At 65.8% G+C, this 20,451-nt stretch carries 20 protein-coding genes; 9 read left to right on the top strand and 11 right to left on the bottom strand.

Going from position 1 to position 20,451, the window contains the following annotated elements:
- Positions 1 to 9: 9 nt before the first annotated feature.
- Positions 10 to 2,286 (bottom strand): YgiQ family radical SAM protein, encoded by a 2,277-nt coding sequence (locus HUX88_RS13430; protein WP_217916320.1) that lies wholly within the window; start codon positions 2,284 to 2,286, stop codon positions 10 to 12.
- 234 nt (positions 2,287 to 2,520) lie between these two features.
- On the opposite strand from HUX88_RS13430, the gene HUX88_RS13425 reads away from it, so the two are divergent.
- Complete coding sequence (locus HUX88_RS13425) at positions 2,521 to 3,030, top strand: DUF1269 domain-containing protein (protein WP_229213104.1); 510 nt, start codon at positions 2,521 to 2,523, stop codon at positions 3,028 to 3,030.
- Positions 3,031 to 3,089: 59 nt separating this feature from the next.
- Here HUX88_RS13425 and HUX88_RS13420 read toward each other — a convergent pair whose 3' ends face one another.
- From HUX88_RS13420 to HUX88_RS13405, 4 genes are all read right to left on the bottom strand, one after another.
- A complete protein-coding gene (locus HUX88_RS13420; RefSeq protein WP_117012742.1) occupies positions 3,090 to 3,368 on the bottom strand; it encodes a DUF4404 family protein in 279 nt (92 codons plus the stop codon).
- An 8-nt stretch (positions 3,369 to 3,376) separates the two neighbouring features.
- The gene (locus HUX88_RS13415) at positions 3,377 to 3,586 is read right to left on the bottom strand and encodes a VF530 family DNA-binding protein (protein WP_117012165.1); all 210 of its coding nucleotides are present in this window, start codon (positions 3,584 to 3,586) and stop codon (positions 3,377 to 3,379) included.
- Positions 3,587 to 3,674: 88 nt separating this feature from the next.
- Complete coding sequence (locus HUX88_RS13410) at positions 3,675 to 5,801, bottom strand: M3 family metallopeptidase (protein WP_176362084.1); 2,127 nt, start codon at positions 5,799 to 5,801, stop codon at positions 3,675 to 3,677.
- A gap of 26 nt (positions 5,802 to 5,827) precedes the next feature.
- Entirely contained in the window at positions 5,828 to 7,939 is a 2,112-nt protein-coding gene (locus HUX88_RS13405; RefSeq protein WP_176362157.1) for a M3 family metallopeptidase, read from the bottom strand.
- A gap of 229 nt (positions 7,940 to 8,168) precedes the next feature.
- On the opposite strand from HUX88_RS13405, the gene HUX88_RS13400 reads away from it, so the two are divergent.
- Positions 8,169 to 8,531: an MmcQ/YjbR family DNA-binding protein gene (locus HUX88_RS13400; RefSeq protein WP_176362083.1), complete on the top strand. Its 363-nt coding sequence runs from the start codon at positions 8,169 to 8,171 to the stop codon at positions 8,529 to 8,531.
- On the opposite strand, the gene HUX88_RS13395 is transcribed toward HUX88_RS13400, so the two are convergent.
- The gene (locus tag HUX88_RS13395; protein ID WP_117012743.1) at positions 8,528 to 9,085 is read right to left on the bottom strand and encodes a TMEM175 family protein; all 558 of its coding nucleotides are present in this window, start codon (positions 9,083 to 9,085) and stop codon (positions 8,528 to 8,530) included. The genes HUX88_RS13400 and HUX88_RS13395 overlap by 4 nt on opposite strands.
- A 189-nt stretch (positions 9,086 to 9,274) precedes the next feature.
- Between HUX88_RS13395 and HUX88_RS13390 the strand changes: the two genes are divergently transcribed.
- The gene (locus HUX88_RS13390) at positions 9,275 to 9,673 is read left to right on the top strand and encodes a VOC family protein (RefSeq protein ID WP_117012169.1); all 399 of its coding nucleotides are present in this window, start codon (positions 9,275 to 9,277) and stop codon (positions 9,671 to 9,673) included.
- A gap of 7 nt (positions 9,674 to 9,680) precedes the next feature.
- On the opposite strand, the gene HUX88_RS13385 is transcribed toward HUX88_RS13390, so the two are convergent.
- Positions 9,681 to 11,990 carry a glycoside hydrolase family 31 protein gene (locus tag HUX88_RS13385; protein WP_176362082.1) on the bottom strand — a complete coding sequence of 770 codons (2,310 nt, stop codon included), beginning with the start codon at positions 11,988 to 11,990 and terminating at the stop codon, positions 9,681 to 9,683.
- Positions 11,991 to 12,156: 166 nt separating this feature from the next.
- Between HUX88_RS13385 and HUX88_RS31855 the strand changes: the two genes are divergently transcribed.
- From HUX88_RS31855 to HUX88_RS13375, 3 genes are read left to right on the top strand one after another with little or no spacing between them, the layout of a single operon-like run.
- Complete coding sequence (locus HUX88_RS31855; protein WP_217916319.1) at positions 12,157 to 13,074, top strand: sialate O-acetylesterase; 918 nt, start codon at positions 12,157 to 12,159, stop codon at positions 13,072 to 13,074.
- Complete coding sequence (locus tag HUX88_RS32295; protein WP_217916318.1) at positions 13,044 to 14,120, top strand: sialate O-acetylesterase; 1,077 nt, start codon at positions 13,044 to 13,046, stop codon at positions 14,118 to 14,120. Before HUX88_RS31855 ends, HUX88_RS32295 begins: the two co-directional genes overlap by 31 nt.
- 13 nt (positions 14,121 to 14,133) lie before the next feature.
- Positions 14,134 to 16,047 (top strand): NPCBM/NEW2 domain-containing protein, encoded by a 1,914-nt coding sequence (locus HUX88_RS13375; RefSeq protein ID WP_176362081.1) that lies wholly within the window; start codon positions 14,134 to 14,136, stop codon positions 16,045 to 16,047.
- A 163-nt stretch (positions 16,048 to 16,210) separates the two neighbouring features.
- On the opposite strand, the gene HUX88_RS13370 is transcribed toward HUX88_RS13375, so the two are convergent.
- Complete coding sequence (locus HUX88_RS13370) at positions 16,211 to 16,447, bottom strand: type II toxin-antitoxin system Phd/YefM family antitoxin (RefSeq protein ID WP_117012173.1); 237 nt, start codon at positions 16,445 to 16,447, stop codon at positions 16,211 to 16,213.
- Positions 16,448 to 16,625: 178 nt separating this feature from the next.
- Between HUX88_RS13370 and HUX88_RS13365 the strand changes: the two genes are divergently transcribed.
- A complete protein-coding gene (locus HUX88_RS13365) occupies positions 16,626 to 16,931 on the top strand; it encodes a hypothetical protein (RefSeq protein WP_117012174.1) in 306 nt (101 codons plus the stop codon).
- A gap of 4 nt (positions 16,932 to 16,935) precedes the next feature.
- Here the strand turns inward: HUX88_RS13365 and HUX88_RS13360 are convergent, their stop codons facing one another.
- Positions 16,936 to 17,382, bottom strand: coding sequence for an SRPBCC family protein (locus HUX88_RS13360; protein ID WP_117012175.1), 447 nt, complete (start codon positions 17,380 to 17,382; stop codon positions 16,936 to 16,938).
- Between the two features lie 160 nt (positions 17,383 to 17,542).
- Between HUX88_RS13360 and HUX88_RS13355 the strand changes: the two genes are divergently transcribed.
- Positions 17,543 to 19,177, top strand: coding sequence for a TonB family protein (locus HUX88_RS13355; protein ID WP_176362080.1), 1,635 nt, complete (start codon positions 17,543 to 17,545; stop codon positions 19,175 to 19,177).
- A 49-nt stretch (positions 19,178 to 19,226) separates the two neighbouring features.
- Positions 19,227 to 19,694, top strand: coding sequence for a heme-degrading domain-containing protein (locus tag HUX88_RS13350; protein ID WP_117012177.1), 468 nt, complete (start codon positions 19,227 to 19,229; stop codon positions 19,692 to 19,694).
- Here HUX88_RS13350 and HUX88_RS13345 read toward each other — a convergent pair whose 3' ends face one another.
- Positions 19,695 to 19,910 carry a SlyX family protein gene (locus tag HUX88_RS13345; protein ID WP_008443009.1) on the bottom strand — a complete coding sequence of 72 codons (216 nt, stop codon included), beginning with the start codon at positions 19,908 to 19,910 and terminating at the stop codon, positions 19,695 to 19,697. It lies immediately after the preceding gene.
- Between the two features lie 37 nt (positions 19,911 to 19,947).
- Positions 19,948 to 20,409 (bottom strand): cache domain-containing protein, encoded by a 462-nt coding sequence (locus tag HUX88_RS13340; protein WP_176362079.1) that lies wholly within the window; start codon positions 20,407 to 20,409, stop codon positions 19,948 to 19,950.
- Between the last annotated feature and the right edge of the window lie 42 nt (positions 20,410 to 20,451).

Below are 20,451 nucleotides of genomic sequence, written 5' to 3'. Positions count from 1 at the left end.
GTCGGCGGCTTACTTGCGGCCGCGCGGGGCCGGCTTGGCGCCCTTGGCCGGGGCGGCGGCCGGCCGCTTGACCTTGATGGTGTCGAGGATGGAGGCGCGCGGCTTGGTGTCGAGCGACTGGCGCGCCGTCAGCGAGCCGGTCAGCGCGTTGGCGCGCTGCCCCTGCTGGCGCGCCGGCGGCTGCGCGCTGGCCACCACGCCGGAGCGGGCGCCCTTGGCGCTCGGCGCCGGGCCGGACGGCGCGCGCCGGCTCGGATCGGGCGCGTTGCCCTCGCCCGCCGACCACGACGGGATCAGGTGCTTGTCGCCATTGCCGATCAAGTCGCCACGGCCCATGGCCACCAGCGCCTCGCGCAGGATCGGCCAGTTCTCCGGGTCCTGGTAGCGCAGGAAGGCCTTGTGGGTGCGGCGGATCTTGCCGCTGCGCGCGGTCTCGACCACCTCCGAATCCTCGGTCACCTTGCGCAGCGGGTTCTTGCGCGTGTGGTACATGGTGGTGGCCATGGCCATCGGCGTCGGCATGAAGGTCTGCACCTGGTCCAGCTTGAAGTTGTTCTTCTTCAGCCACAGCGCCAGGTTCAGCATGTCGAGGTCGGTCGTGCCCGGGTGGGCCGCGATGAAGTACGGGATCAGGTACTGCTTCTTGCCGGCCTCCAGCGAGAAGCGGTCGAACATCTCCTTGAACTCGTCGTAGGCGCCGATGCCCGGCTTCATCATCTTCGACAGCGTGTTTTCCTCGGTGTGCTCCGGCGCGATCTTCAGCAGGCCGCCCACGTGGTGGGTCACCAGCTCCTTGACGTACTCGGGCGAACGCACCGCCAGGTCGTAGCGCAGGCCGGACGAGATCAGGATCTTCTTCACGCCGGGGATGGCGCGCGCCTTGCGGTACAGCGAGATCAGCTTGCTGTGGTCGGTGCCCAGGTTGACGCAGATCGACGGGTACACGCACGACAGGCGGCGGCACGATTCCTCGATCTTCGGATCCTTGCAGGCCAGCCGGTACATATTCGCGGTCGGGCCGCCCAGGTCGGAGATGGTGCCGGTGAAGCCCTTGGTCTTGTCGCGGATGTGCTCGATCTCGCGCAGGATGGACGGCTCCGAGCGGCTCTGGATGATGCGCCCCTCGTGCTCGGTGATCGAGCAGAAGGTGCAGCCGCCGAAGCAGCCGCGCATGATGTTGACCGAGAAGCGGATCATCTCCCACGCCGGGATGCGCGCCTTGCCGTACGATGGATGCGGCGCGCGCGCGTAGTTCATGTCGTACACGCCGTCCATCTCGTCCATGCGCAGCGGCAGCGGCGGCGGGTTGAGCCAGACGTCGCGCTCGCCGTGCGCCTGCACCATGGCGCGGGCGTTGCCGGGGTTGGACTCCAGGTGGAACACGCGCGAGGCGTGCGCGTACATCACCGGGTCGGTGCTGACGGTTTCGTAGGACGGCAGCCGCACCACGGTCTTGTTGTGCTTTTCCCTGGCCATGGCCTGGCGCTCTTCGCGGCTCATGATGCGGATAGGCTTGACCACCTCGACCGGCTTGGGCTCGACCATGCCCTCGTCGGCGCCGCCGTTGCTGGTGGCGCAGGACGCGGTGTTCTGCTGCACCATCATGTACGGATCGGGATGGGCGTCGACCTTGCCCGGCACGTCCACGCGGGTGCTGTTGTGCACGCCCCAGTCGGCGTCCGGCAGCCAGCCGGCCGGCACCATGAAGGCGGTGCCGCGCAGGTCGCGGATGGACTTGATGTCCTCGCCGGCCGCCATGCGGTGGGTCAGGTCGACCAGCGCGCGCTCGGCGTTGCCGAAGATCAGCAGGTCGGCCTTGGAATCGGTCAGCACCGAGCGGCGCACCTTGTCCGACCAGTAGTCGAAGTGGGCGATGCGGCGCAGCGAGGCCTCGATCGAGCCGATCACCACCGGCGTGCCGGGGAAGGCTTCGCGCACGCGCTGGGCGTAGACGGTGACGGCGCGGTCGGGCCGCTTGTTCGGCTCGGCGTTGGCGGTGTAGGCGTCGTCCGAGCGGATCTTGCGGTCGGCCGTGTAGCGGTTGACCATCGAGTCCATGTTGCCGGCCGTGATGCCCCAGTACAGGCGCGGCTTGCCCAGCACGCGGAAGGCCTCGGCCGAAGTCCAGTCCGGCTGCGAGATGATGCCGACGCGGAAGCCCTGGGCCTCCAGCAGGCGGCCGACCAGCGCCATGCCGAAGCTCGGATGGTCGATGTAGGCGTCGCCGGTGACGAGGATGACGTCGCACTCGTCCCAGCCCAGCGCATCCATTTCGGCGCGGGACATCGGGAGGAAAGGCGCGGCGGCAGCGCGGGCAGACCGCTTCGGGACGGTCGCAAATAAATTGGTAGGGGAGCTCATATCGGACAGCATTGTACCGGAAATGCCCCCGCTCCGCTTGTGCCAGAAAGAAAAATTCTTTTACTATTCAATCACTTGAGTGAAAACGATGACGGATTCACATTGCTATAGTCCGCAACTTTGCTATAACGGTTAGATACCTATCGCTGGGAGACCATTATGCGACGCAGACTTTATTTCATGCTGCCCGACGTGCCGAGCGCCCGCGCCATGCTGGATGAATTGCTGCTGGCCCGCATCGAGATCGGCCACATGCGCTTCATGGCCAGGGATGCGCTGCCCTCGGACATGCCGGACGTGAACTTCATGCAGAAAACCGACCTGGTCCACGGCGCCCAGCTGGGCGTGGTGATCGGCGCCATCGTCGGCCTGGGCGCGGGGGTGTTCCTCACGCTGTTCCCGGTGGACGGCATGACCTTGCGCACCGCCGCCATCCTGCTGGTGGCGCTGGGCGGGGCGATCTTCGGCGGCTGGGCCTCGGGCATGAACGCGGCGGCCGTGCCGAATTCGCGCCTCAAGCCGTTCGCCCCGCGCATCGAGCAGGGGCAGGTGCTGTTGATCGTCGACGTGCCGGTGCGGCGGGTCGAAGAAATCGAAGAGATGATCGCCAAGCGTCATCCCGAAATCAGCTTTGGCGGTATGGAACCGCCGATGCTGGCGTTTCCGTAACGCCGGCTGCCCGGGGACTTAGGTTCCCCGGGTTCTCCCCGCCTGTTTCACCGCCTGCTTCAGATCCCCATGCTCGACAGGATGTTGCCCAGCTCACGCAGGGCCGGCTCCAGTTGCGGATGCCGCACGGCGAACTTGGCCGAGATTTCCTGCGTGCGCTCGGCCAGGCCATAGGTGGTGCTTTCGTCCGGCTCGGCCTCGGCGGCGCGGCGTTCCAGCAGCTGCTTGATGTCGCCGTCCAGCTGCGTCAGCAACTGCTTCAACTCATCGTCGATCGGGCCGGCGCTGGCCAGGTGGTTGCGCAGGGTACTCAGTGAATCCTTCAGATTGCTGTCCATATACATCCCTAGTCGGTAAATTTCGTGGCGACGTAAAGTTCTTCGACTTTGGCGCGCGCCCACGGGGTCTTGCGCAAGAATTTCAGGCTGGACTTGACGCTCGGATCGCTGATGAAGCAATTGATATCGATCCGTCGGCTCAGCTGTTCCCAGCCGTAATGCGCGTGCAAACGGGTCACGATGGCTTCCAGCGTCACGCCGTGCAGTTCGTTACTCATGGTTGTATCTTACTCATAAAATGAAAGGGCCGGACGCGATTCTTACACAAATCGCGTCCGGCCCCTGCTTCCCTGTCCCGCTATGCGCTTACTTTTCAGTCAAGCCACGGCGCTCCAGCAGCGGTTCGATGCGGGCATCGCGGCCGCGGAAGTTGCGGAACATTTGCATCGCGTCCATGCTGCCGCCGCGCGACAGCAGCATCTTGCGGAACCAGTCGCCGTTCTTGCGCAGCATGCCGCCGTTCTCGGTGAACCAGTTGACGGTGTCGGCGTCCAGCTTCTCCGACCACAGGTAGCCGTAGTAGCCGGCCGAATAGCCGCCCGCGAACACGTGCGAGAAGTAGGTGGTGCGGTAGCGCGGCGGCACCGGCGCGTAGTCGACGCCGGCGGCCTTCAGCGACGCCGCCTCGAAGGCCAGCACGTCGGCCGGGATCTGCGACGCGTCCAGCTGGTGCCATTTCTGGTCCAGGATGGAGGCGGCCAGGTACTCGGTGGTGCGGTAGCCCTCGTTGAATTTCTTCGACGCGATCACCTTGTCCAGCAGCGCCTGCGGCATCGGCTCGCCGGTCTGGTAGTGCTTGGCGTAGTTGGACAGCACCTCGGGCCAGACCGACCACATCTCGTTGACCTGGGACGGGAACTCGACGAAGTCGCGCGGCACGCGGGTGCCGGCGCAACGCGGGTAGTTCACGTCGGAGAACATGCCGTGCAGCGCGTGGCCGAACTCGTGGAAGGCCGTGCGCAGCTCGTCGTAGGTGAGCAGCGTCGGCTCGCCGGCGTTCGGCTTCGGAATGTTGAGGTGGTTGGCGATCACCGGATGCGTGCCCATCAGCTTGGACTGCGACACGTAGGCATTCATCCACGCACCGCCGCGCTTGTTGCTGCGGGCGTAGTAGTCGCCGATGAAGATGGCCAGCTGCTTGCCGTCGGCGTCGAACACATCCCACACGCGCACGTCGGGATCGTAGACCGGCAAGTCCTTGCGCTCCTTGAACGTCAGGCCGTAGACCTTGTTGGCGGCGAAGAACACGCCGTTGGTCAGCACGTTGTTCAGTTCGAAGTAAGGCCTGAGCTGGTTCTGGTCGAAGTTGAAGCGCTCGGCGCGCACCTTGTCGCTGTAGAACGACCAGTCGTGCGCGGCCAATTGGAAGCCGCCGTTTTCCTTGTCGATCACCGCCTGGATCTCGGCGCCTTCCTTCCTGGCGTTGGCGACGGCCGGACGGGCGAACTCGGACAGCATCTTGTTGACCGCTTCCGGCGTGTGCGCGGTCTGGTCCTCCAGCGAATAGGCGGCGTAGTTGGCATAGCCCAGCAACGCGGCTTTTTCCGCGCGCAGCTTGGCGGTCTTCAGCACGACTTGCGTGTTGTCGTACTTGCCGCCGTGGCTGCCGCGCGCCAGCGAAGCGGCCATCAGCCGTTCGCGCACGGCGCGGTTGGTCAGCACCGCCAGGTTGGCCTGGCCGGTGGTGTTGACCACCGGGATGGCGAACTTGCCCGCCAGGCCGCGCTTGGCGGCGTCGGCGGCGGCCGCGTCGATCGCCTTGTCCGACATGCCGGCCAATTCCTCGCGGGTGTCGACGATCAGCGCCGAGGCGTTGGCTTCCTCCAGCACGTTCTGGGCGAAGCTGGTCGACAGCTGCGCCAGTTCGCTGTTGAGCGCCTTCAGCTTTTCCTTGTCGGCGTTGGACAGCTTGGCGCCGGCGCGCACGAAGTCGGTGTTGTAGCGTTCCAGCACATACAGCGACTCGGCGTCCAGGTGCAGCTTGGCGCGCTTGTCGTACAGCGACTTGATGCGCGCGTACAGCTTGGCGTTCAGGCGGATGGCGTCGCTGTGGGCCGCCAGTTTCGGCGACAGTTCGCGCTCCAGCGCCTTGAAGCTGTCGTTGGTGTTGGCGCCGGACAGGTTGCCGAACACGCTGGACACGCGCGACAGCAGCTGGCCGGCCTTCTCCATCGCGACGATGGTGTTCTCGAACGTGGCCGGCTGCTTGTTGTTGGCGATCGCTTCGATCTCGGCGGCGTTGACGCGCATGCCCTCGGCGAAGGCCGGGCCGTAGTCCTCGTTCTTGATCTGGTCGAACGGCGGGTAGCCGAACGGCAGCGTGCTGGCCTTGGCGAAGGCATTGCTGGCCGGCAGCATCGAAGCTGGCTCGGCCGCATGCGCGACGCTGAAGACGGCCGCCACGCCGGCGGCGATAATCAGGTTGGTGTTCATGTGGTTATTCTTATAAACGGTTTATGTTATTTCAGGCCACGACGGTCCAGCAGCGGCTCGATGATCGGATCGCGGCCGCGGAAGTTGCGGAACAAATTCATCGCATCGTCGGTGCCGCCGCGCGACAGCAGCTTGGCGCGGAACCAGTCGCCGTTCTCGCGCTTCAGGCCGCCTTTTTCCTTGAACCATTCGACGGTGTCGGCGTCCAGTTTCTCGGACCACAGGTAGGCGTAGTAGCCGGCCGAGTAGCCGCCGGAGAAGCTGTGCGAGAAGTAGGTGGTGCGGTAGCGCGGCGGCACCGGCGCGAAGTCGACGCCCATGTCCTTGAGCGAAGCCGCTTCAAAGCCCAGCACGTCGGTCGGGATCTGCGCCGGGGTCAGCTGGTGCCAGCGCTGGTCCAGCAGCGAGGCCGACAGGTACTCGGTGGTCAGGAAGCCCTGGTTGAATTTCTTCGAGGCGATGACCTTGTCCAGCAATTCCTTCGGCATCGGCTCGCCGGTCTTGTAGTGCTTGGCGTAGTTGGCCAGCACCTCGGGCCACACGGCCCACATCTCGTTCACCTGCGACGGATATTCGACAAAGTCGCGCGGCACGCTGGTGCCGGAGAAGCGCGGATACTTCACGTTGGAGAACATGCCGTGCAGCGCGTGGCCGAACTCGTGGAAGGCGGTCTTGACTTCGTCGTAGGTCAGCAGCGTCGGCTCGCCCGCCGGCGGCTTAGGAATGTTGAGGTGGTTGGCCACCACCGAGTGCGTGCCCAGCAGCGACGATTGCGAGATGTACTCGTTCATCCAGGCGCCGCCCTGCTTGTTGCTGCGGGCGTACATGTCGGCGATGAAGATGGCCAGCTGCTTGCCGTCGGCGTCGAACACGTCGAACACGCGCACGTCCGGGTTGTACACCGGCAGGTCCTTGCGCTCCTTGAACGACAGGCCGTACAGCTTGCCGGCGGCGTAGAACACGCCGTTGGTCAGCACGTTGTTCAGCTCGAAGTAGGGCTTGAGCTGGTTCTCGTCGAAGGCGAAGCGCTGGGCGCGCACCTTGTCGGTGTAGAAGGCCCAGTCGGAAGCGTCGATCTGGAAGCCGCCCTTGTCGGCGTCGACCACGGCTTGCAGGTCGGCCGCTTCCTTCCTGGCGTTGTTGACGGCCGGCTTGGCCAGCTCGCCCAGCAGCTTGTTGACGGCGGCGGTGTCGTGCGCGGTCTGGTCTTCCAGCGAATAGGCGGCGAAGTTGGCGTAGCCCAGCAGGGTGGCCTTCTCGGCGCGCGCCTTGGCGATCTTCAGCACCACTTCGCGGCTGTCGAACTCGCCGCCGTGGCTGCCGCGCGTCAGCGACGCGGCCATCAGACGCTCGCGCACGGCGCGGTTGGTCAGCACGGCCAAAGGCGGCTGGCCGCTGGTGTTGACGATGGCGACCAGGAACTTGCCGTCCATGCCCTTGGCCTTGGCGGCTGCCGCGGCGGCGTCGATGGCGGCGTCGGTCATGCCGGCCAGCTCCTCGCGGGTGTCGACCACCAGCGCCGAGGCGTTGGTTTCCTTCAGCACGTTCTGGGTGAAGGTGGTTTGCAGCGTGGCGATGGCGCCGTTGATGGCCTTCAGTTTTTCCTTGTCGGCGTTGGACAGCTTGGCGCCGGCGCGCACGAAATCGGTGTGGTAGCGTTCCAGCAGGTGCTTGGATTCGGCGTCGAGCTTGAGCTTGTCGCGGTTGTCGTACAGCGACTTCACGCGGGCGTACAGCTTGGGATTCAGGTAGATGGCGTCGCCGTGGGCCGCCAGCTTGGGCGACATCTCGCTGTCGATCGCGTCGAGCTTGTCGTTGGTGTTGGCGCCCTGCAGGTTGCCGAAGGTGGTCTGCACGCGGGTCAGCAGCTCGCCGGATTTTTCCATGGCGACGATGGTGTTCTCGAAGGTGGCCGGCTTCTTGTTGTTGGCGATCGCCTCGATTTCCTTCAGCTGGATACGCATGCCTTCGACGAAAGCTGGCTGGAAGTGCTCGTCCTTGATCTTGTCAAATGCCGGATAGTGGAACGGCAGCGTGCTGGCCGTGGCCAGCGGATTGCCGGCCAGCGATGCCGCCGGAGCAGCGGCCAGCACGGTCGAGGAAAACGCCAGGCCGAGGGCGGCCGCAATGATGAGCATTTGAGGACGGGACATGTGGGTATCTTTCATTAAACGCCGGGGAAAAATGCTGACGCGACAAAGCGCAGCATGGAAGCGCAAGATCATATCAGGGTGATATGGCGGCAGTCACTGGCAAAAAATGCTGCACTGCACTTGATTGGAAAGCGGGCGCTTTTTCCGAAGAATGCTTTGTCGAAATGGCATTTTTGCGGCTACACTGAGGTTCCATTGCAACATGGCCGCAGAAATGAACACTCAACAGCTGAAACGACATTGCCGGCAATATCCCGGCGCGGTGGAGAGCCTGCACGGCGAGCCGTCGAACATCCTGGTCTACAAGGTCGAGGACAAGACCTTCGCCTACTTCAAGACCAGCGAGCCGGAGCAGTGGCGCTTCAGCGTACGCGTGACGCCGGACCGTTTCCTGGAGCTGACCGACATGCCGGGAGTCAAGCCGGCGCGCTACATGGGTCGCTTTCATTGGGTGACCATCGTCGACGTGGGCACGTTCCCTGCCGACTATCTGGCCGAATTGGTGGACGGCTCCTACCGCCGCGCGGTGGAATCGCTCAGCAAGGCCAGGCAAAAGGCTTTGAGCCAGAACGCCTAGCGCTGCTCGAAACGGCGGTCAGGGATAAACCAGATCATCGCAACAATCACATAGACCGCGAAGCCGGCCATCGGTTCCAACAAAGACAGGCCGATGCCGATCAAATACAGCAGCGTCGACAGCTTGCCCTTGCGATCCTTGCCCAATGCTACCCGCAGCGCCTCGTTATTGGCCGCCAAGCACTTCGCCAGCACATAGTAGGCGACGCTGGACATGAACAGGATGAAGCCATAGCAGGCCAGCGGCAGCGCGGCGAAATGGTTCTCGCCCATCCAGCCGGTCACGAACGGCACCAGCGACAGCCAGAACAGCAAATGCAAGTTGCCCCACAGCGCGCCGCCGGTGATCTTGCTGACGGTGTGGATCAGGTGATGATGGTTGTTCCAGTAGATGCCGACGTAGATGAAGCTCAGCACATAGCTCAGGAACACCGGCCACAAAGGCTGCAACGCCGCCCAGTCCGCACCATGCGGCACCTTCAGTTCCAGCACCATGATGGTGATGATGATGGCGATCACGCCATCGCTGAATGCTTCCAACCTGCCTTTGCCCATGCGCCGCTCCTTATCGATCGACGCATTGTGATTCAACTTGTTCTGGCACGCAACTTCCTTCAGGAAGACTTCATTCTTTCAACCATCCTGGAGGAAAATATTTTTCACAAGCGTGTCGATTTTGTGTAACGTCAGCCGTCGTAGGGATGAAGCACCGGTAATCCATTCCACCCTCACCAAGGAAACGCCATGAAAAATCAGATCATCCTCAACCTGCCCGTGAAGAATCTGGACAAATCCAGGGCCTTCTTTTCCGCCCTCGGCTTTAGCTTCGATCCCCGCTTCAGCGGAGAGAACGCGGCGTTCATGAACATCGTCGGCGACACCATCCAGGCCATGCTGACGACCGAACCCTTCTTCCAGTCCCTGATCGACAAGCCCATCGCGAATGCCAAGGAAACAAATGAGCTCGTCATTTGCCTGAATTGCGAGAGCCGCGAAGAGGTGGACAGCCTGATCGCCAAGGCCACCGCCGCCGGCGCCCGCATACCGCATCCGCCCGAGGACAACGGCTTCATGTACGACCAGGGCTTCGAGGACATCGACGGCCACCTGTGGAACCTGGTCTGGACGGCGCCGGAAGCCTGACCCCGAATCAGCGGCAACCCGGCAAGGACACCTCGACCGCCGCATCGCCAGCCACCACATGCACGCCCTTGCCGGCCGGCGTGGCCGCGCAGCGCACCACGAAGGCCTGCTCGCGGCGCATGCCGGGGAAGCCGCCCTCCACCGGCGCGATCGCCAGCTTGCCGCCGGCCTGGCTCCAGGTGATGTGCCGGGTCGCCCGCTCGCCGCGAGCATAGCCCTGTCCGTCGCCGGCATCGTCGTACAGTTCGACGCTGCCGTCGCGGCCCGGATAGACGCGCAGTTCCAGCGGCTGCGCGCTCGGCTCGTCGGCATACTGCAGCACCGGCCCCAGCGGCAGGATGCTGCCGGCGCGGGCGAACAACGGTATGGTCGCGATGTCGGCCTTGGCCGCGATGACCTTGCCGCCGGCGTAGCGCTTGCCGGTCCAGAAATCGAACCACTCGTTCTGCGCCGGCAGGTAGACGGTGCGTACGTCCGTGTGCGGCGTCATCACCGGCGCCACCATCAGCGCCTTGCCAAACATGTACTGGTCGGCCGTGGCCACCGCCTGCGCGTCGGCGCGGAAGTCCATGGCCAGCGCGCGCATCATCGTGCCGTTGCGGCTGGTGACGTCCCACGACGCCGAATAAATGTACGGCAGCAGGCGATAGCGCAGCTGCGTCACGTCGCGCAGGATCTTCTGCGTGGCCGGGCCGAAGCGCCAGATCTCCTTGCCGTCGCCGGTGCCGTGGACGCGGAACATCGGATTGAAGGCGCCGAACTGGTACCAGCGCGTGTACAGCTCGGCATATTCAGGATCGGCCGGATTGCCGCCGAAGAAACCGCCGATGTCGGCCGACCAGTAGGGGATGCCGCTCAACGTGAAGTTCAGCGCGGCCGGCAGCTGGGCGCGCAGCACGTCCCAGGTGCCCATGGTGTCGCCCGACCAGGTGATGGCCGCGTTGCGCTGCTGGCCGCTGTAGGCCGAGCGCGTCAGGATGAAGGGCCGCTTGGCCGGCGCGGCCTGCGTCGAGCCTTCGAACACGGCCGTCGTGTGCAACAGCGGATAGGCGTTGTACACCTGCGCGCCGGGGCCGGCGGCGGTGGCGACGTCGCGCATCTGGCCCCACCAGCCGCCCAGCTCGGCCTCGCTGGCGTCCAGCCACCAGCCGTCCCAGCCGGCCGGGGCCAGCGTGCGGTTGATCTGCTCCCAGTACAGCTGGCGGCCGCGCGGCGAATAGGCGTCGTACCAGCGGCCCTTGCCGGCCGGGTAGACGTTGTTGTACAGCTCGGGATACAGCACGCCGGCCTTCTCCAGCTCGGCCGTGTTGCGGGTGCCGGCGTCGAAGCGGGCCCAGACGGAGAGGATGGCGTGCACGTGCTGCGCGTGCAGCTGGTCGAGCATGCCCTTCGGATCGGGGTAGCGCGCCGGATCCATCTGGTGTTCGCCCCAGGCGCCCGGCTGCCAGTACTGCCAGTCCTGAACCACCGCGTCCAGCGGCACCTTCATCGCGCGGTAGCGGGCGGCGATGTCGAGCAGCTCGGCCTGGGTGGCGTAGTGCTCCTTCGATTGCCACAGGCCCCAGGTCCAGCGGGCCATCATCGGTGCGCGTCCGGTCAGTTCGCGGTAGCCGGCCACCACCTCGTCCAGCTCGGGACCGAGGATGAAGTGGTAGTCGGAGCCCTGTCCCGCCTCGGAGCGGATGACCAGCGGATACGGCCCGGCCGGCAAACCGGCGTCGACCTGCGTGACCGAGGCGTTGTTCCACAGGATGCCGAAGCCTTCCGGCGTGGCCAGCATCGGCACCGCCACGTCGCGGTTGGCCTGCTGCAGGCGCACCGTCGTGCCGCGATAGTCCAGCTTGCCGTTCTGGTGCTGCCCCAGTCCGAACACCGGGCCGGAGTAATCGAATCCCTGCATCACGCCGGCCTTCGAGGCGTCGCGCCCGGACTCGGCCAGCATCTGCTTGCCCTGTGCATCGTGGAAGCTGACGCCGCCCCAGGCCTTGGCCACGCGCACCGACAACGCCGATGTCGCCAGCTGGTAATAGTCCGCCGTTTCGGTGAGGGTCCAGTCGACGCCGCCCGGGCGGGCGATCACGGCCGGGTTGTAGTTGCCGTCCCACGATGCGGCCGGGCCGGACAGCACGTGCACGATGCGCTCGCTCCACGGCTCGATCCGCACGGTGCCCTGCGCGGTGGTCACCGTCAGGCCGCTCGCGCTTCTCACAGCGGCGGACGCGGCCGGCGCGGCGGCCTCCGCGCGGGCAGGCATCGAAACAGCGCACAGCGACGCCAGGGCAAGCGCGACAGCGGTGCGCAGAAGGTTGTTCGTCATCGTAGTCCCCGCATTGAAGAGCACTCATTCTATCGGCTCGCGCGCCGGCCCAAAATCCATGGCGCCCGTTTTCCTCAATAACATTGGGCTCTTTGGCCGTTTTCGTAATTGCTCAGCGGCGGACAAGATCGCAGAATCCGCCCTGCTCCCCCAACGATGAGGATTCATGATGGCGACACTCCGCACCGCCGCGCCCCTGCTGGCGCTTTCACTCGGCTGCGCCGGCCTGCCCGCGCACGCCGCCGAACTCGGCCTGGCGAAGCTCTTCTCCGACCACGCGGTGCTGCAGCGCGACCAGCCCATCGCCGTCTGGGGCACGGCCGGCGCCGGGCGCCCGCTGACCGTCACCCTCGGCGGCCAGACGGTGACCGGCAGCGCGGACGCGCACGGCAAGTGGCGCGTCGAGCTGCCCCCACAACCGGCCGGCGGGCCATACGCGTTGACGGTCGCGTCGGACGGCCGGACGGTCAGCCGCAGCGACCTGCTGGTCGGCGACGTCTACCTGTGCTCGGGCCAGTCCAACATGGAGTTCGCGGTGCGCGCGTCGACCAACGCCATGGGCGCCACCTGGGGCGCCCGCAACGACAGCCTGCGCTACCTGAACATCGAGAAGCACAGCGCGGCGACGCCGCAGGACGAGCTCAAGGGCCCGGTGGCGTGGACGCCGCTGACGCCGGAATCGGTCGGCGACGCCTCGGCGGTCTGCTACTACATGGCGCGCACGCTGCAGGCCCGCTACAAGATCCCGGTCGGCATGATCAACGCCAGCTGGGGCGGCACCACCATCCAGGGCTGGATCGGGGCCGAATCGCTGCGCACCTTCGGCGACTACGCGGCGGGCGTGGCCGCCGTGGCGCAATACGGCGCCGATCCGGCCGCGGGCATGCGCGCCGAGGAGGCCCCAACGACGCCTGGTGGCTCGCCCACGACCCGGCCGCCGCCGCGCAACGCGCGTGGAGCGCGCCGGACTTCGACGACGCCGCCTGGCCCACCGTCACCCCGGCCGGCTCGTGGAAGGACAGCGGCCTGGCCGGCTTCAAGGACTTCGACGGCGTGGCCTGGTACCGCACCGCCGTCACGCTGACCGAGGCGCAGGCCAAGGCGGCCAACACGCTGCGCCTGGGCCCGGTCGACACCTACGACAGCACCTGGGTCAACGGCGTGCGCGTGGGCGGCGCCAGCACGCCGTGGATCTGGCGCGAGTACGCCGTGCCGGCCGGCGTGTTCAAGCCTGGACGCAACGTGATCGCCATGCGCGTGCTGAGCGGAGGACAGGGCGGTGGCCTGTCTGGTTCGCCCGACGGCCGCGTCATCGGCACCACGGATGGCCAGACGATCGCGCTGCCGGCCGCCTGGAAAGTCCAGCGCGGCAGCGTCCTGCGCAACCTGGCCGTGCCGCCGGCGCCGTGGGACGTGCCGAACAGCCTGACCACCCTGTACAACGGCATGATCGCCCCGCTGGTCGGCTACAAATTCAAGCTGGCGGCGTGGTACCAGGGCGAGGCGAACGCGGGCGCCGGGCAGGAATACCGCGCGCTGCTGCCCTTGCTGATGCGCGACTGGCGTCAGCGCTTCGGCCAGCCGGCGCTGCCTTTCCTGGTCGCGCAGCTGACCTCGTTCGCTGGCACGGCCAAGGCGCCCGGCCAGTCCAGCTGGGCCGAGCTGCGCGACGCGCAGGCCGAGGCGGTGGCGCGCGACGCCCACGCGGGCCTGGCCGTCACGCTCGATGTCGGCGACCGCTTCGACATCCATCCGACGCAGAAGACGGTGGTCGGCGAGCGGCTGGCGCGCGCGGCGCGGGCCGTGGCCTACGGCGAGAAGATTGCGCCCGGCAGTCCGTCCCCGGTCTCCGCGCGCCACAGCGGCAAGGACATCGTCATCACCTTCCGCGACACGGGCGGCGGCCTGGCGACGTACTCGTCCGACCGCGCCATCGGCTTTGAAGTATGCGCGGGCGCCAGCTGCCGCTACGCCGACGCCCGCGCGGCCGGCGACACCGTGGTCCTGCCCGGCGCCGCCGCAGCCAACGTCACGCACGTGCGCTACGGCTGGGCCGACGCGCCGTTCGTGAACCTGTTCAGCGGTGACGACCTGCCGGTCGGCACCTTCCAGCTTGAAACCACAAAATAAATCGGAGACCATCATGCAAACGACTTTCCGCCGGCCGCCGCGCCTGGCCCTGATCCCCCTGTTGCTCGCCGCCGTCTCGCTGCACGCGGCGGCCGATCCGCTGGCGCCGACCGCGCGCTGGAGCGCCTACACCGCCGGCCGCGCCGCGACACCGCCGATGGGATGGAGCAGCTGGAACGCCTTCGGCACCGACATCGACGAAGCCAAGATCCTCGGCTCGGCCCAGCGCATCGCCGACAGCGGACTGGCCGCGCGCGGCTACCGCTACATCAACATCGACGACGGCTGGGCGGCGCGCCGCCAGATGCCGGATGGCCGCCTGGTGATACGGGCCGAACGCTTCCCGTCGTCCGTGCAGGGCGGCGGCACCAGCTTCCGCCCGCTCACCGACAAGCTGCACGCGATGGGACTCAAGGCCGGCATCTATTCGGACCTCGGCCGCAACACCTGCTCGCAAGCGTATTCCGGCGTCGACACCGACCTGCCGAAGGGCAGCGTGCTGGAGCGGGAGATCGGCCTGTACGGCCACATCGACCAGGACATCAACCTCTTCTTCGGCGACTGGGGTTTCGACTTCATCAAGGTCGACGGCTGCGGCCTGCGCGCCTACGGCGCCAACAGCGCCAAGGTCCGCTCCGGCCAGTACCGCGCGCTGACGCCGGTGCTGGACCTGGAATCGGTCAGCCGTTCCGACATCCCGGCGGTGCAGGCGGAGTTCACGCAAATCAACGCGGCGCTGAAACGCAACAAGCCGGACGGCGACTTCCTGCTGTCGCTGTGCATCTGGGGCGCGGCCGACGTGCGCGCCTGGGGCAAGAACTACGGCAACCTGTCGCGCACCAGCGACGACATCACGCCGTCGTGGTCCCGCCTGCTGAGCAATTTCGACAGCGCGGCGCGGCGCGAATTGTATGGCCATCCGGGCGGCTGGAACGACCCCGACATGCTGTACATCGGCAAGGGCGACTTCGACGCCGACCATCTGGTGGAGGCGAAGTCGCACTTCGCGCTGTGGGCCATGCTGAACGCGCCCCTGATGCTGGGCGCCGACCTGCGCACCATGCCGCAGCCGCTGATGGACATCGTCGGCAATGCCGACATCATCGCGGTCAACCAGGACCCGGCCGGCAACCAGGCGGTGCTCGCCTACGATGCAGACGACCTGGAGATCCTGGTCAAGCCGCTGGCGTCGGGCCAGAAGGCGGTGGCGATCTTCAACCGCGGGCTGGCGCCGATCGACGTCGACCTGACCGCCGAGCATCTCAAGCTGCGCGGCGACGCGCCGGTCACGCTGACCGACCTGTGGACCAAGGCGGACAGCACGTTCACCAAGGAAACCAAGCTGCGCGTGATGCCGCGCGAGACGCGGATCTTCCGCGCCAACGGCGAGCGGGCACTGGCCCAGGGCGTCTATCTTTCGGAACAGCCGGGCAGCGTGAATCCAGCGGTCGATGGCGTGGTCAGACCGCAGATCGATCCGACGATCTTCCGCTCCTCGTTCGGCTGGACCGGCACCAAGGGTCCGGGCGAACGGCCGATGTACGCCGGCTGGGGCGGCGCGCGCGCCGACAGCACGCCCTACGGCCAGGTCATGCAGATCGCCGGCACGCCTTACGCCGCCGGCATCGGCATCCTGGTCAATTCCCGGCTGGAGGTGCGCAACCAGGGCTATCGCCGGCTGAGCGCGCAGGTGGGCGTGGACGACTCCGCGCAGGACCGCAAGCACGACGTCATCTTCATGATCTACGGCGACGGCAAGCTGCTGGCGAAGAGCAAGCCGCTGCGCTGGGGCCAGACGGCGCAAGCCTTGAGCGCCGACGTGGCCGGCGTCCGCATGGTCGAACTGGTGGCGCGCAGCGCGGCCGGCACCAATGAGCACTTGCCGGTCAGCTGGGGCAACGCCGCCCTGTTCTCATCCGAACGATAGAACTAACGGGCATGATCGCGGCGGCCGAAAGCATGGCCGCCGCATTGTTAGCTGCGCAAAAGCTGGCATCGAAGGCCATTCGCGCGCCAGGCCGCGCGATGAACTTGCGCCGAATCTGTATGGCCAGGGCAGAAAGTATCAAGACTGGTGTCGATATACCGCATCAGAAGCGATCCGAGTCGCGCATTTTACGTATGAATTCCGCTGCTGGCTCACCCAGATAACGAATGCCGGCCCGGTGTTCAGCCAAGCTTGGAACATGCTGGCGGGGGGGATCGCTTTTTACGATCTTGACGACCGCTTTACCGCGCTTGGTGATCGTTACCTGTTCACCACTTTCCACCAATTCGATCAGCTTGCTCAGCTGCGCTTTCGCGTCAGCCAACGAGAATGTGTACATGGGGACCTCCTGACTATCTGGATGGTCACAAGATCATAGCACCACAGGGTGATGACGACATCAATCCCACACCCTTCATCGCCGGGGCCGCCGTACCGTCGCGACCTGCGTCAATGGTGCACGCTATGCCGCGCGCGCGTGCAGGCGTAAAGTGGTGGGTGCCGCCAAGGAGCCCGCCATGAATGGTAACCACCAGCCAGAGCAAGAACAGCACCACATCATCGAACGCATAGCCCGTCTTGAAACGGCGGTCGACTATCAGGACGAAGGCATCTCCGGGCTACGCGAGGAGATGCGCGCTGGCTTCAGCCGAGCGGACGCAAGAATGGACGCAGGTTTCGCCCGTGTCGACGCCGAGTTCGTTCGCGTGCACGAACAGCTGATGAAGATACGCACCACGGATTTCCGCATCCTGTTGAGCATCAGCCTGAGCACAGCCCTGGGCACCATCAGCCTGATCGTCAAGGTCTTCGGCCTGCTCTAGCGCCTCACTCGCGGATTTCCGGCTCCACCAGCTGCCCCAGCAACTGCAGCGACTCCTGCCAGCCCAGGTAGCACGCTTCCGCCGGGATCATGGCCGGTATGCCTTCCTGCACCACCTTCAACTCCACGCCGCAGAACACTTCGCGCAGCGTCACCGTGGTCTGCATGGTGCCGGGCAGGTTGGGATCGTCGAACTTGCCGGTGTAGACCAGGCGCTGGTTCGGCACCAGTTCCAGGTACTCGCCGCCGAAGTGGTGGCCGCCGCCGGTGGTGAAATTCGTGAACGACATGCGATAGCCGCCGCCCACCTTGGCGTCCAGCGCGTGCACCTTGCCGGTGAAGCCGTGCGGCGGCAGCCATTTGGCCAGCGCGTCGGCATCCAGGAAGGCCCGATAAACGCGCTCAGCCTTGGCCTTGAACACGCGGTGCAGTTGTACAGTATTCGTAGTCATGATCGTATCTCCAAAATAAATCAGAGGACATCCCCCTGCCAGCTACGACGAACGACGGTCCGCGAATTCGACACGCCGCGCCTATCCTGTCAGTAATAGACAAATTCCCTATGAGCGCCTATCCTGCATGTTTTCAAATTTGAAATATTAAGGATACGCCATGAGGCAGATTTTTTCCACCTGGCCCCTGCTGGCCGTGGCGCTCGGCGCCGCTGTCTCGTTGAACGCCGGCGCGGCGGAACCGCGCACGCTGGCCGTCGCCGATTTCAGCACCTGCGCCAAGCCGGTCTGGCCGAAAGAGGCGCTGCGCAATGAGCAGACCGGCACGGTCACGCTATCCTTCCTGGTCGACGCCGACGGCGGCGTCGTCGACACCAAAATCACCCGCTCCAGCGGCTTCCCGCTGCTCGACGACGCGGCGGCGACCGGCCTGCGCCAATGCCACTTCAAGCCCGGCATCGTGGACGGCAAAGCCGTCAGCGCCTGGCAGCAGATGCAATACGTGTGGGAACTGGACGGCGTCTCCCGACTGCACGTCGACCAGGCCGGCGTGAACCGGTACCGCGCAGCCGCGCTGGCCGGCGATGCCGAGGCGCTGTACCAGCTGGCCAAGGCCTACAGCAACGGCGCGGCCAACCAGGCGACGACCCTGCAACAGTTCCGCGAGACGCTCGACAAGAACCTGGCGGACGCGCAGTTCGAGCTGGCCCGTCGGCTGGAAACCGGAACGAACGCGCCCAAGGACCAGGCCGAAGCGACGGCCTGGTATCGCAAGGCCGCCGAGGCCGGCAAGGTGGAGGGACAGCTTGAACTGGGCTATCGCTACGAACACGGCAAGGGCATCACGCAAAGCTACGCCGAGGCGATGGCCTGGTATCTGAAGGCGGCGGCCCAGGGCAACCACGTCGCGGAAAACAATATCGGCCTGCTGCACGCCTATGGCCGCGGCGTCGCCATCGATTTCGCCGAGGCGGCCGTCTGGTACCGCAAGGCGGCCGAGGGCGGCAACGCCTGGGGCGAGGCCAACCTGGGCATGTTCCTGCTGTACGGCCGCGGCGTTCCGCAGGACTTGCCGCAGGCGCGGCAATGGCTGGAGCGCGCGGCCGCCCAGCGCAACCCCGCCGCCGAACGCGACCTGGCGCTGATGTACCTGAACGGCAACGGCGTGCCGCGCGACGACGCGGAAGGCTTGCGCTACCTGCGGCTGGCGGCCGAAGGCAAGAACGTCGATTCGCAAATCCGGCTGGGCCTGGTGTTGAGCCACGGCCTGCTGGGCGTCGCCGCCGATCCGGCCGAGGGCGTGAAGTGGCAGCGCGCCGCGGCCAAGCGCGGCAATGCGATCGCCGAGAACAACCTGGGCTATGCCTACGAAACCGGCAGCGGCGTCGCGCAGGACTACGCCGCCGCACGCGACTGGTATCTCCGCGCCGCCAGCCGCGGCAACGGCAACGCGCAGGCGGCGCTGGGCGGCTTGTACGAGCACGGCCTGGGCGGCGACCAGGACCCGGTCCGTGCGGCGGCCCAGTACCAGATGGCGGCCGCGCAAAACAACGCGGACGGCCTGTATCGCCTGGCGGCGCTGCATGAAGCCGGACTGGGCGTGCAGCGCAGCGCGTCCACGGCCGCCGCCATGTACCAGCGCGCGGCCGCGCTGGATTTCGAGGCCGCCATGCGCCGCCTGGCCAGCGCCTACGAAAAGAGCGAACTGGGCCTCAAGCCGGACGCGACGCTGGCCAGCGCGTGGCGGGACAAGGCTGAACAGAAGGCCGCCGCGCCGCGATTCGAGTTCCGCTAAGTCGGCCGGCTCGGCTACACTGCCGTCTTGTACCGCACGAGGATCAATGATGGAAAATTTTGTCGAGCTGCTGGAAACCCTGGCGCAGCAGGAAAAGGAATTGCAATTCACCGCCTTCACCAGCGACACCGCGCTGGCGCTGGGCCTGAAGGTGGTCGAGCTGGCCAGGCAGCGCGAGAAGAGCGTGACGGTCAACGTGACCGTCAACGGCAAGGTGCTGTTCCACCACGCGATGCAGGGCGCCACGCCCGACCAGGCCGACTGGATACGCCGCAAGAGCAATGTGGTGACGCGCTTCGGCCGCTGTTCCTTCCACGTCGGCACCGATTACAAGAATCGCGGCGTGGTGTTCGAGGACGTGAAGTATCTCGACCCGAAAGAGTACGCGCCCTTTGGCGGCTCGTTCCCGGTGGTGGTCAAAAATGTGGGACTGATCGGCACGGCCACCGTCTCCGGCCTGCGCCAGGCGGAAGACCATGCGATCATGGTGGAAGCGCTGCGCGCCGTGCTGGCGTAATCAGTAATGCGGTGGCGGCTCGTGCGCCAGCGCGCCACCGCCGCCGCTGCTTTGCGCCTGGTCGCGCACATGCTGCACCAGCGCCGCGCACATCTGCTCCAGCTTGTCGATCTGTTGCTGCTGCTCGTAGACGCGCTGGTTCAGCGACTCCACGATGTGCTCCTGGTGCGCCAGTTTGATTTCAATATCGATGAAGCGGTCTTCGGTGGTGCTCACGGCATACTCCCTGCTGGAAAGCCCGCATTCTACCGCCTTACTTGAGATAGACCCCGCCGCAGACCACCATGTCGTCCTCCGGCACGCAGTACATGGTCTTCGGCTCGATCTGCTTGCTGACCGGATTGGTGAACTTGTAGTCCTGCCAGAACGGCTGCTTCTTCTTCGCCATCTCGACGCGCTCCTTGACGAAGGCCTTGCCGTCGACGTCCTTAATCTCCATCAGGTTCTTGCCGATCATCTTGGCGTTGGCGCCGTGCGCGCGCACCACGCCGTCCATGCCGTACACGGTCAGGTACAGGTCGCGGTCGACGAACGGGCCGTCCTTCCTGTCGATTTCGCTGTAGGTTTTTTCCTTGCCGTTGGCCTTCAAAAACTTCAGGGCCTTGTGCACCATCGCCTCCGCTTCCGGCTTGGTGGCGAATTCGGCGGCCTGCACCGACGGCAGCAGGGCACAGCTCAATACCAGCGACGCGATTAACTGATTACGCAAGATCATCTCCAACGGAAGCATGCCGGATCGGCACGTGCCGATGCTAGC

Source organism: Duganella sp. BJB1802 (assembly GCF_013369445.1).
Classification (GTDB): Bacteria; Pseudomonadota; Gammaproteobacteria; order Burkholderiales; family Burkholderiaceae_D; genus Rugamonas; species Rugamonas vulcania_A.
The sequence above is the reverse complement of the archived record's forward strand: the minus strand, read 5'-3'. Positions and strand labels throughout refer to the sequence as shown.

What these genes read in the sequence shown, in the direction of transcription:
- HUX88_RS13395 (WP_117012743.1), bottom strand. Translation starts at nt 9,085, where the DNA reads ATGGGCAAAGGCAGGTTGGAAGCATTCAGCGATGGCGTGATCGCCATC.
- HUX88_RS13375 (WP_176362081.1), top strand. Translation starts at nt 14,134, where the DNA reads ATGCAAACGACTTTCCGCCGGCCGCCGCGCCTGGCCCTGATCCCCCTG.
- HUX88_RS13420 (WP_117012742.1), bottom strand. Translation starts at nt 3,368, where the DNA reads ATGGACAGCAATCTGAAGGATTCACTGAGTACCCTGCGCAACCACCTG.
- HUX88_RS13355 (WP_176362080.1), top strand. Translation starts at nt 17,543, where the DNA reads ATGAGGCAGATTTTTTCCACCTGGCCCCTGCTGGCCGTGGCGCTCGGC.
- HUX88_RS13390 (WP_117012169.1), top strand. Translation starts at nt 9,275, where the DNA reads ATGAAAAATCAGATCATCCTCAACCTGCCCGTGAAGAATCTGGACAAA.
- HUX88_RS13430 (WP_217916320.1), bottom strand. Translation starts at nt 2,286, where the DNA reads ATGTCCCGCGCCGAAATGGATGCGCTGGGCTGGGACGAGTGCGACGTC.
- HUX88_RS13400 (WP_176362083.1), top strand. Translation starts at nt 8,169, where the DNA reads ATGAACACTCAACAGCTGAAACGACATTGCCGGCAATATCCCGGCGCG.
- HUX88_RS13370 (WP_117012173.1), bottom strand. Translation starts at nt 16,447, where the DNA reads ATGTACACATTCTCGTTGGCTGACGCGAAAGCGCAGCTGAGCAAGCTG.
- HUX88_RS13405 (WP_176362157.1), bottom strand. Translation starts at nt 7,939, where the DNA reads ATGCTCATCATTGCGGCCGCCCTCGGCCTGGCGTTTTCCTCGACCGTG.
- HUX88_RS13340 (WP_176362079.1), bottom strand. Translation starts at nt 20,409, where the DNA reads ATGATCTTGCGTAATCAGTTAATCGCGTCGCTGGTATTGAGCTGTGCC.
- HUX88_RS31855 (WP_217916319.1), top strand. Translation starts at nt 12,157, where the DNA reads ATGATGGCGACACTCCGCACCGCCGCGCCCCTGCTGGCGCTTTCACTC.
- HUX88_RS13410 (WP_176362084.1), bottom strand. Translation starts at nt 5,801, where the DNA reads ATGAACACCAACCTGATTATCGCCGCCGGCGTGGCGGCCGTCTTCAGC.
- HUX88_RS13385 (WP_176362082.1), bottom strand. Translation starts at nt 11,990, where the DNA reads ATGACGAACAACCTTCTGCGCACCGCTGTCGCGCTTGCCCTGGCGTCG.
- HUX88_RS13425 (WP_229213104.1), top strand. Translation starts at nt 2,521, where the DNA reads ATGCGACGCAGACTTTATTTCATGCTGCCCGACGTGCCGAGCGCCCGC.
- HUX88_RS13415 (WP_117012165.1), bottom strand. Translation starts at nt 3,586, where the DNA reads ATGAGTAACGAACTGCACGGCGTGACGCTGGAAGCCATCGTGACCCGT.
- HUX88_RS13360 (WP_117012175.1), bottom strand. Translation starts at nt 17,382, where the DNA reads ATGACTACGAATACTGTACAACTGCACCGCGTGTTCAAGGCCAAGGCT.
- HUX88_RS13365 (WP_117012174.1), top strand. Translation starts at nt 16,626, where the DNA reads ATGAATGGTAACCACCAGCCAGAGCAAGAACAGCACCACATCATCGAA.
- HUX88_RS13350 (WP_117012177.1), top strand. Translation starts at nt 19,227, where the DNA reads ATGGAAAATTTTGTCGAGCTGCTGGAAACCCTGGCGCAGCAGGAAAAG.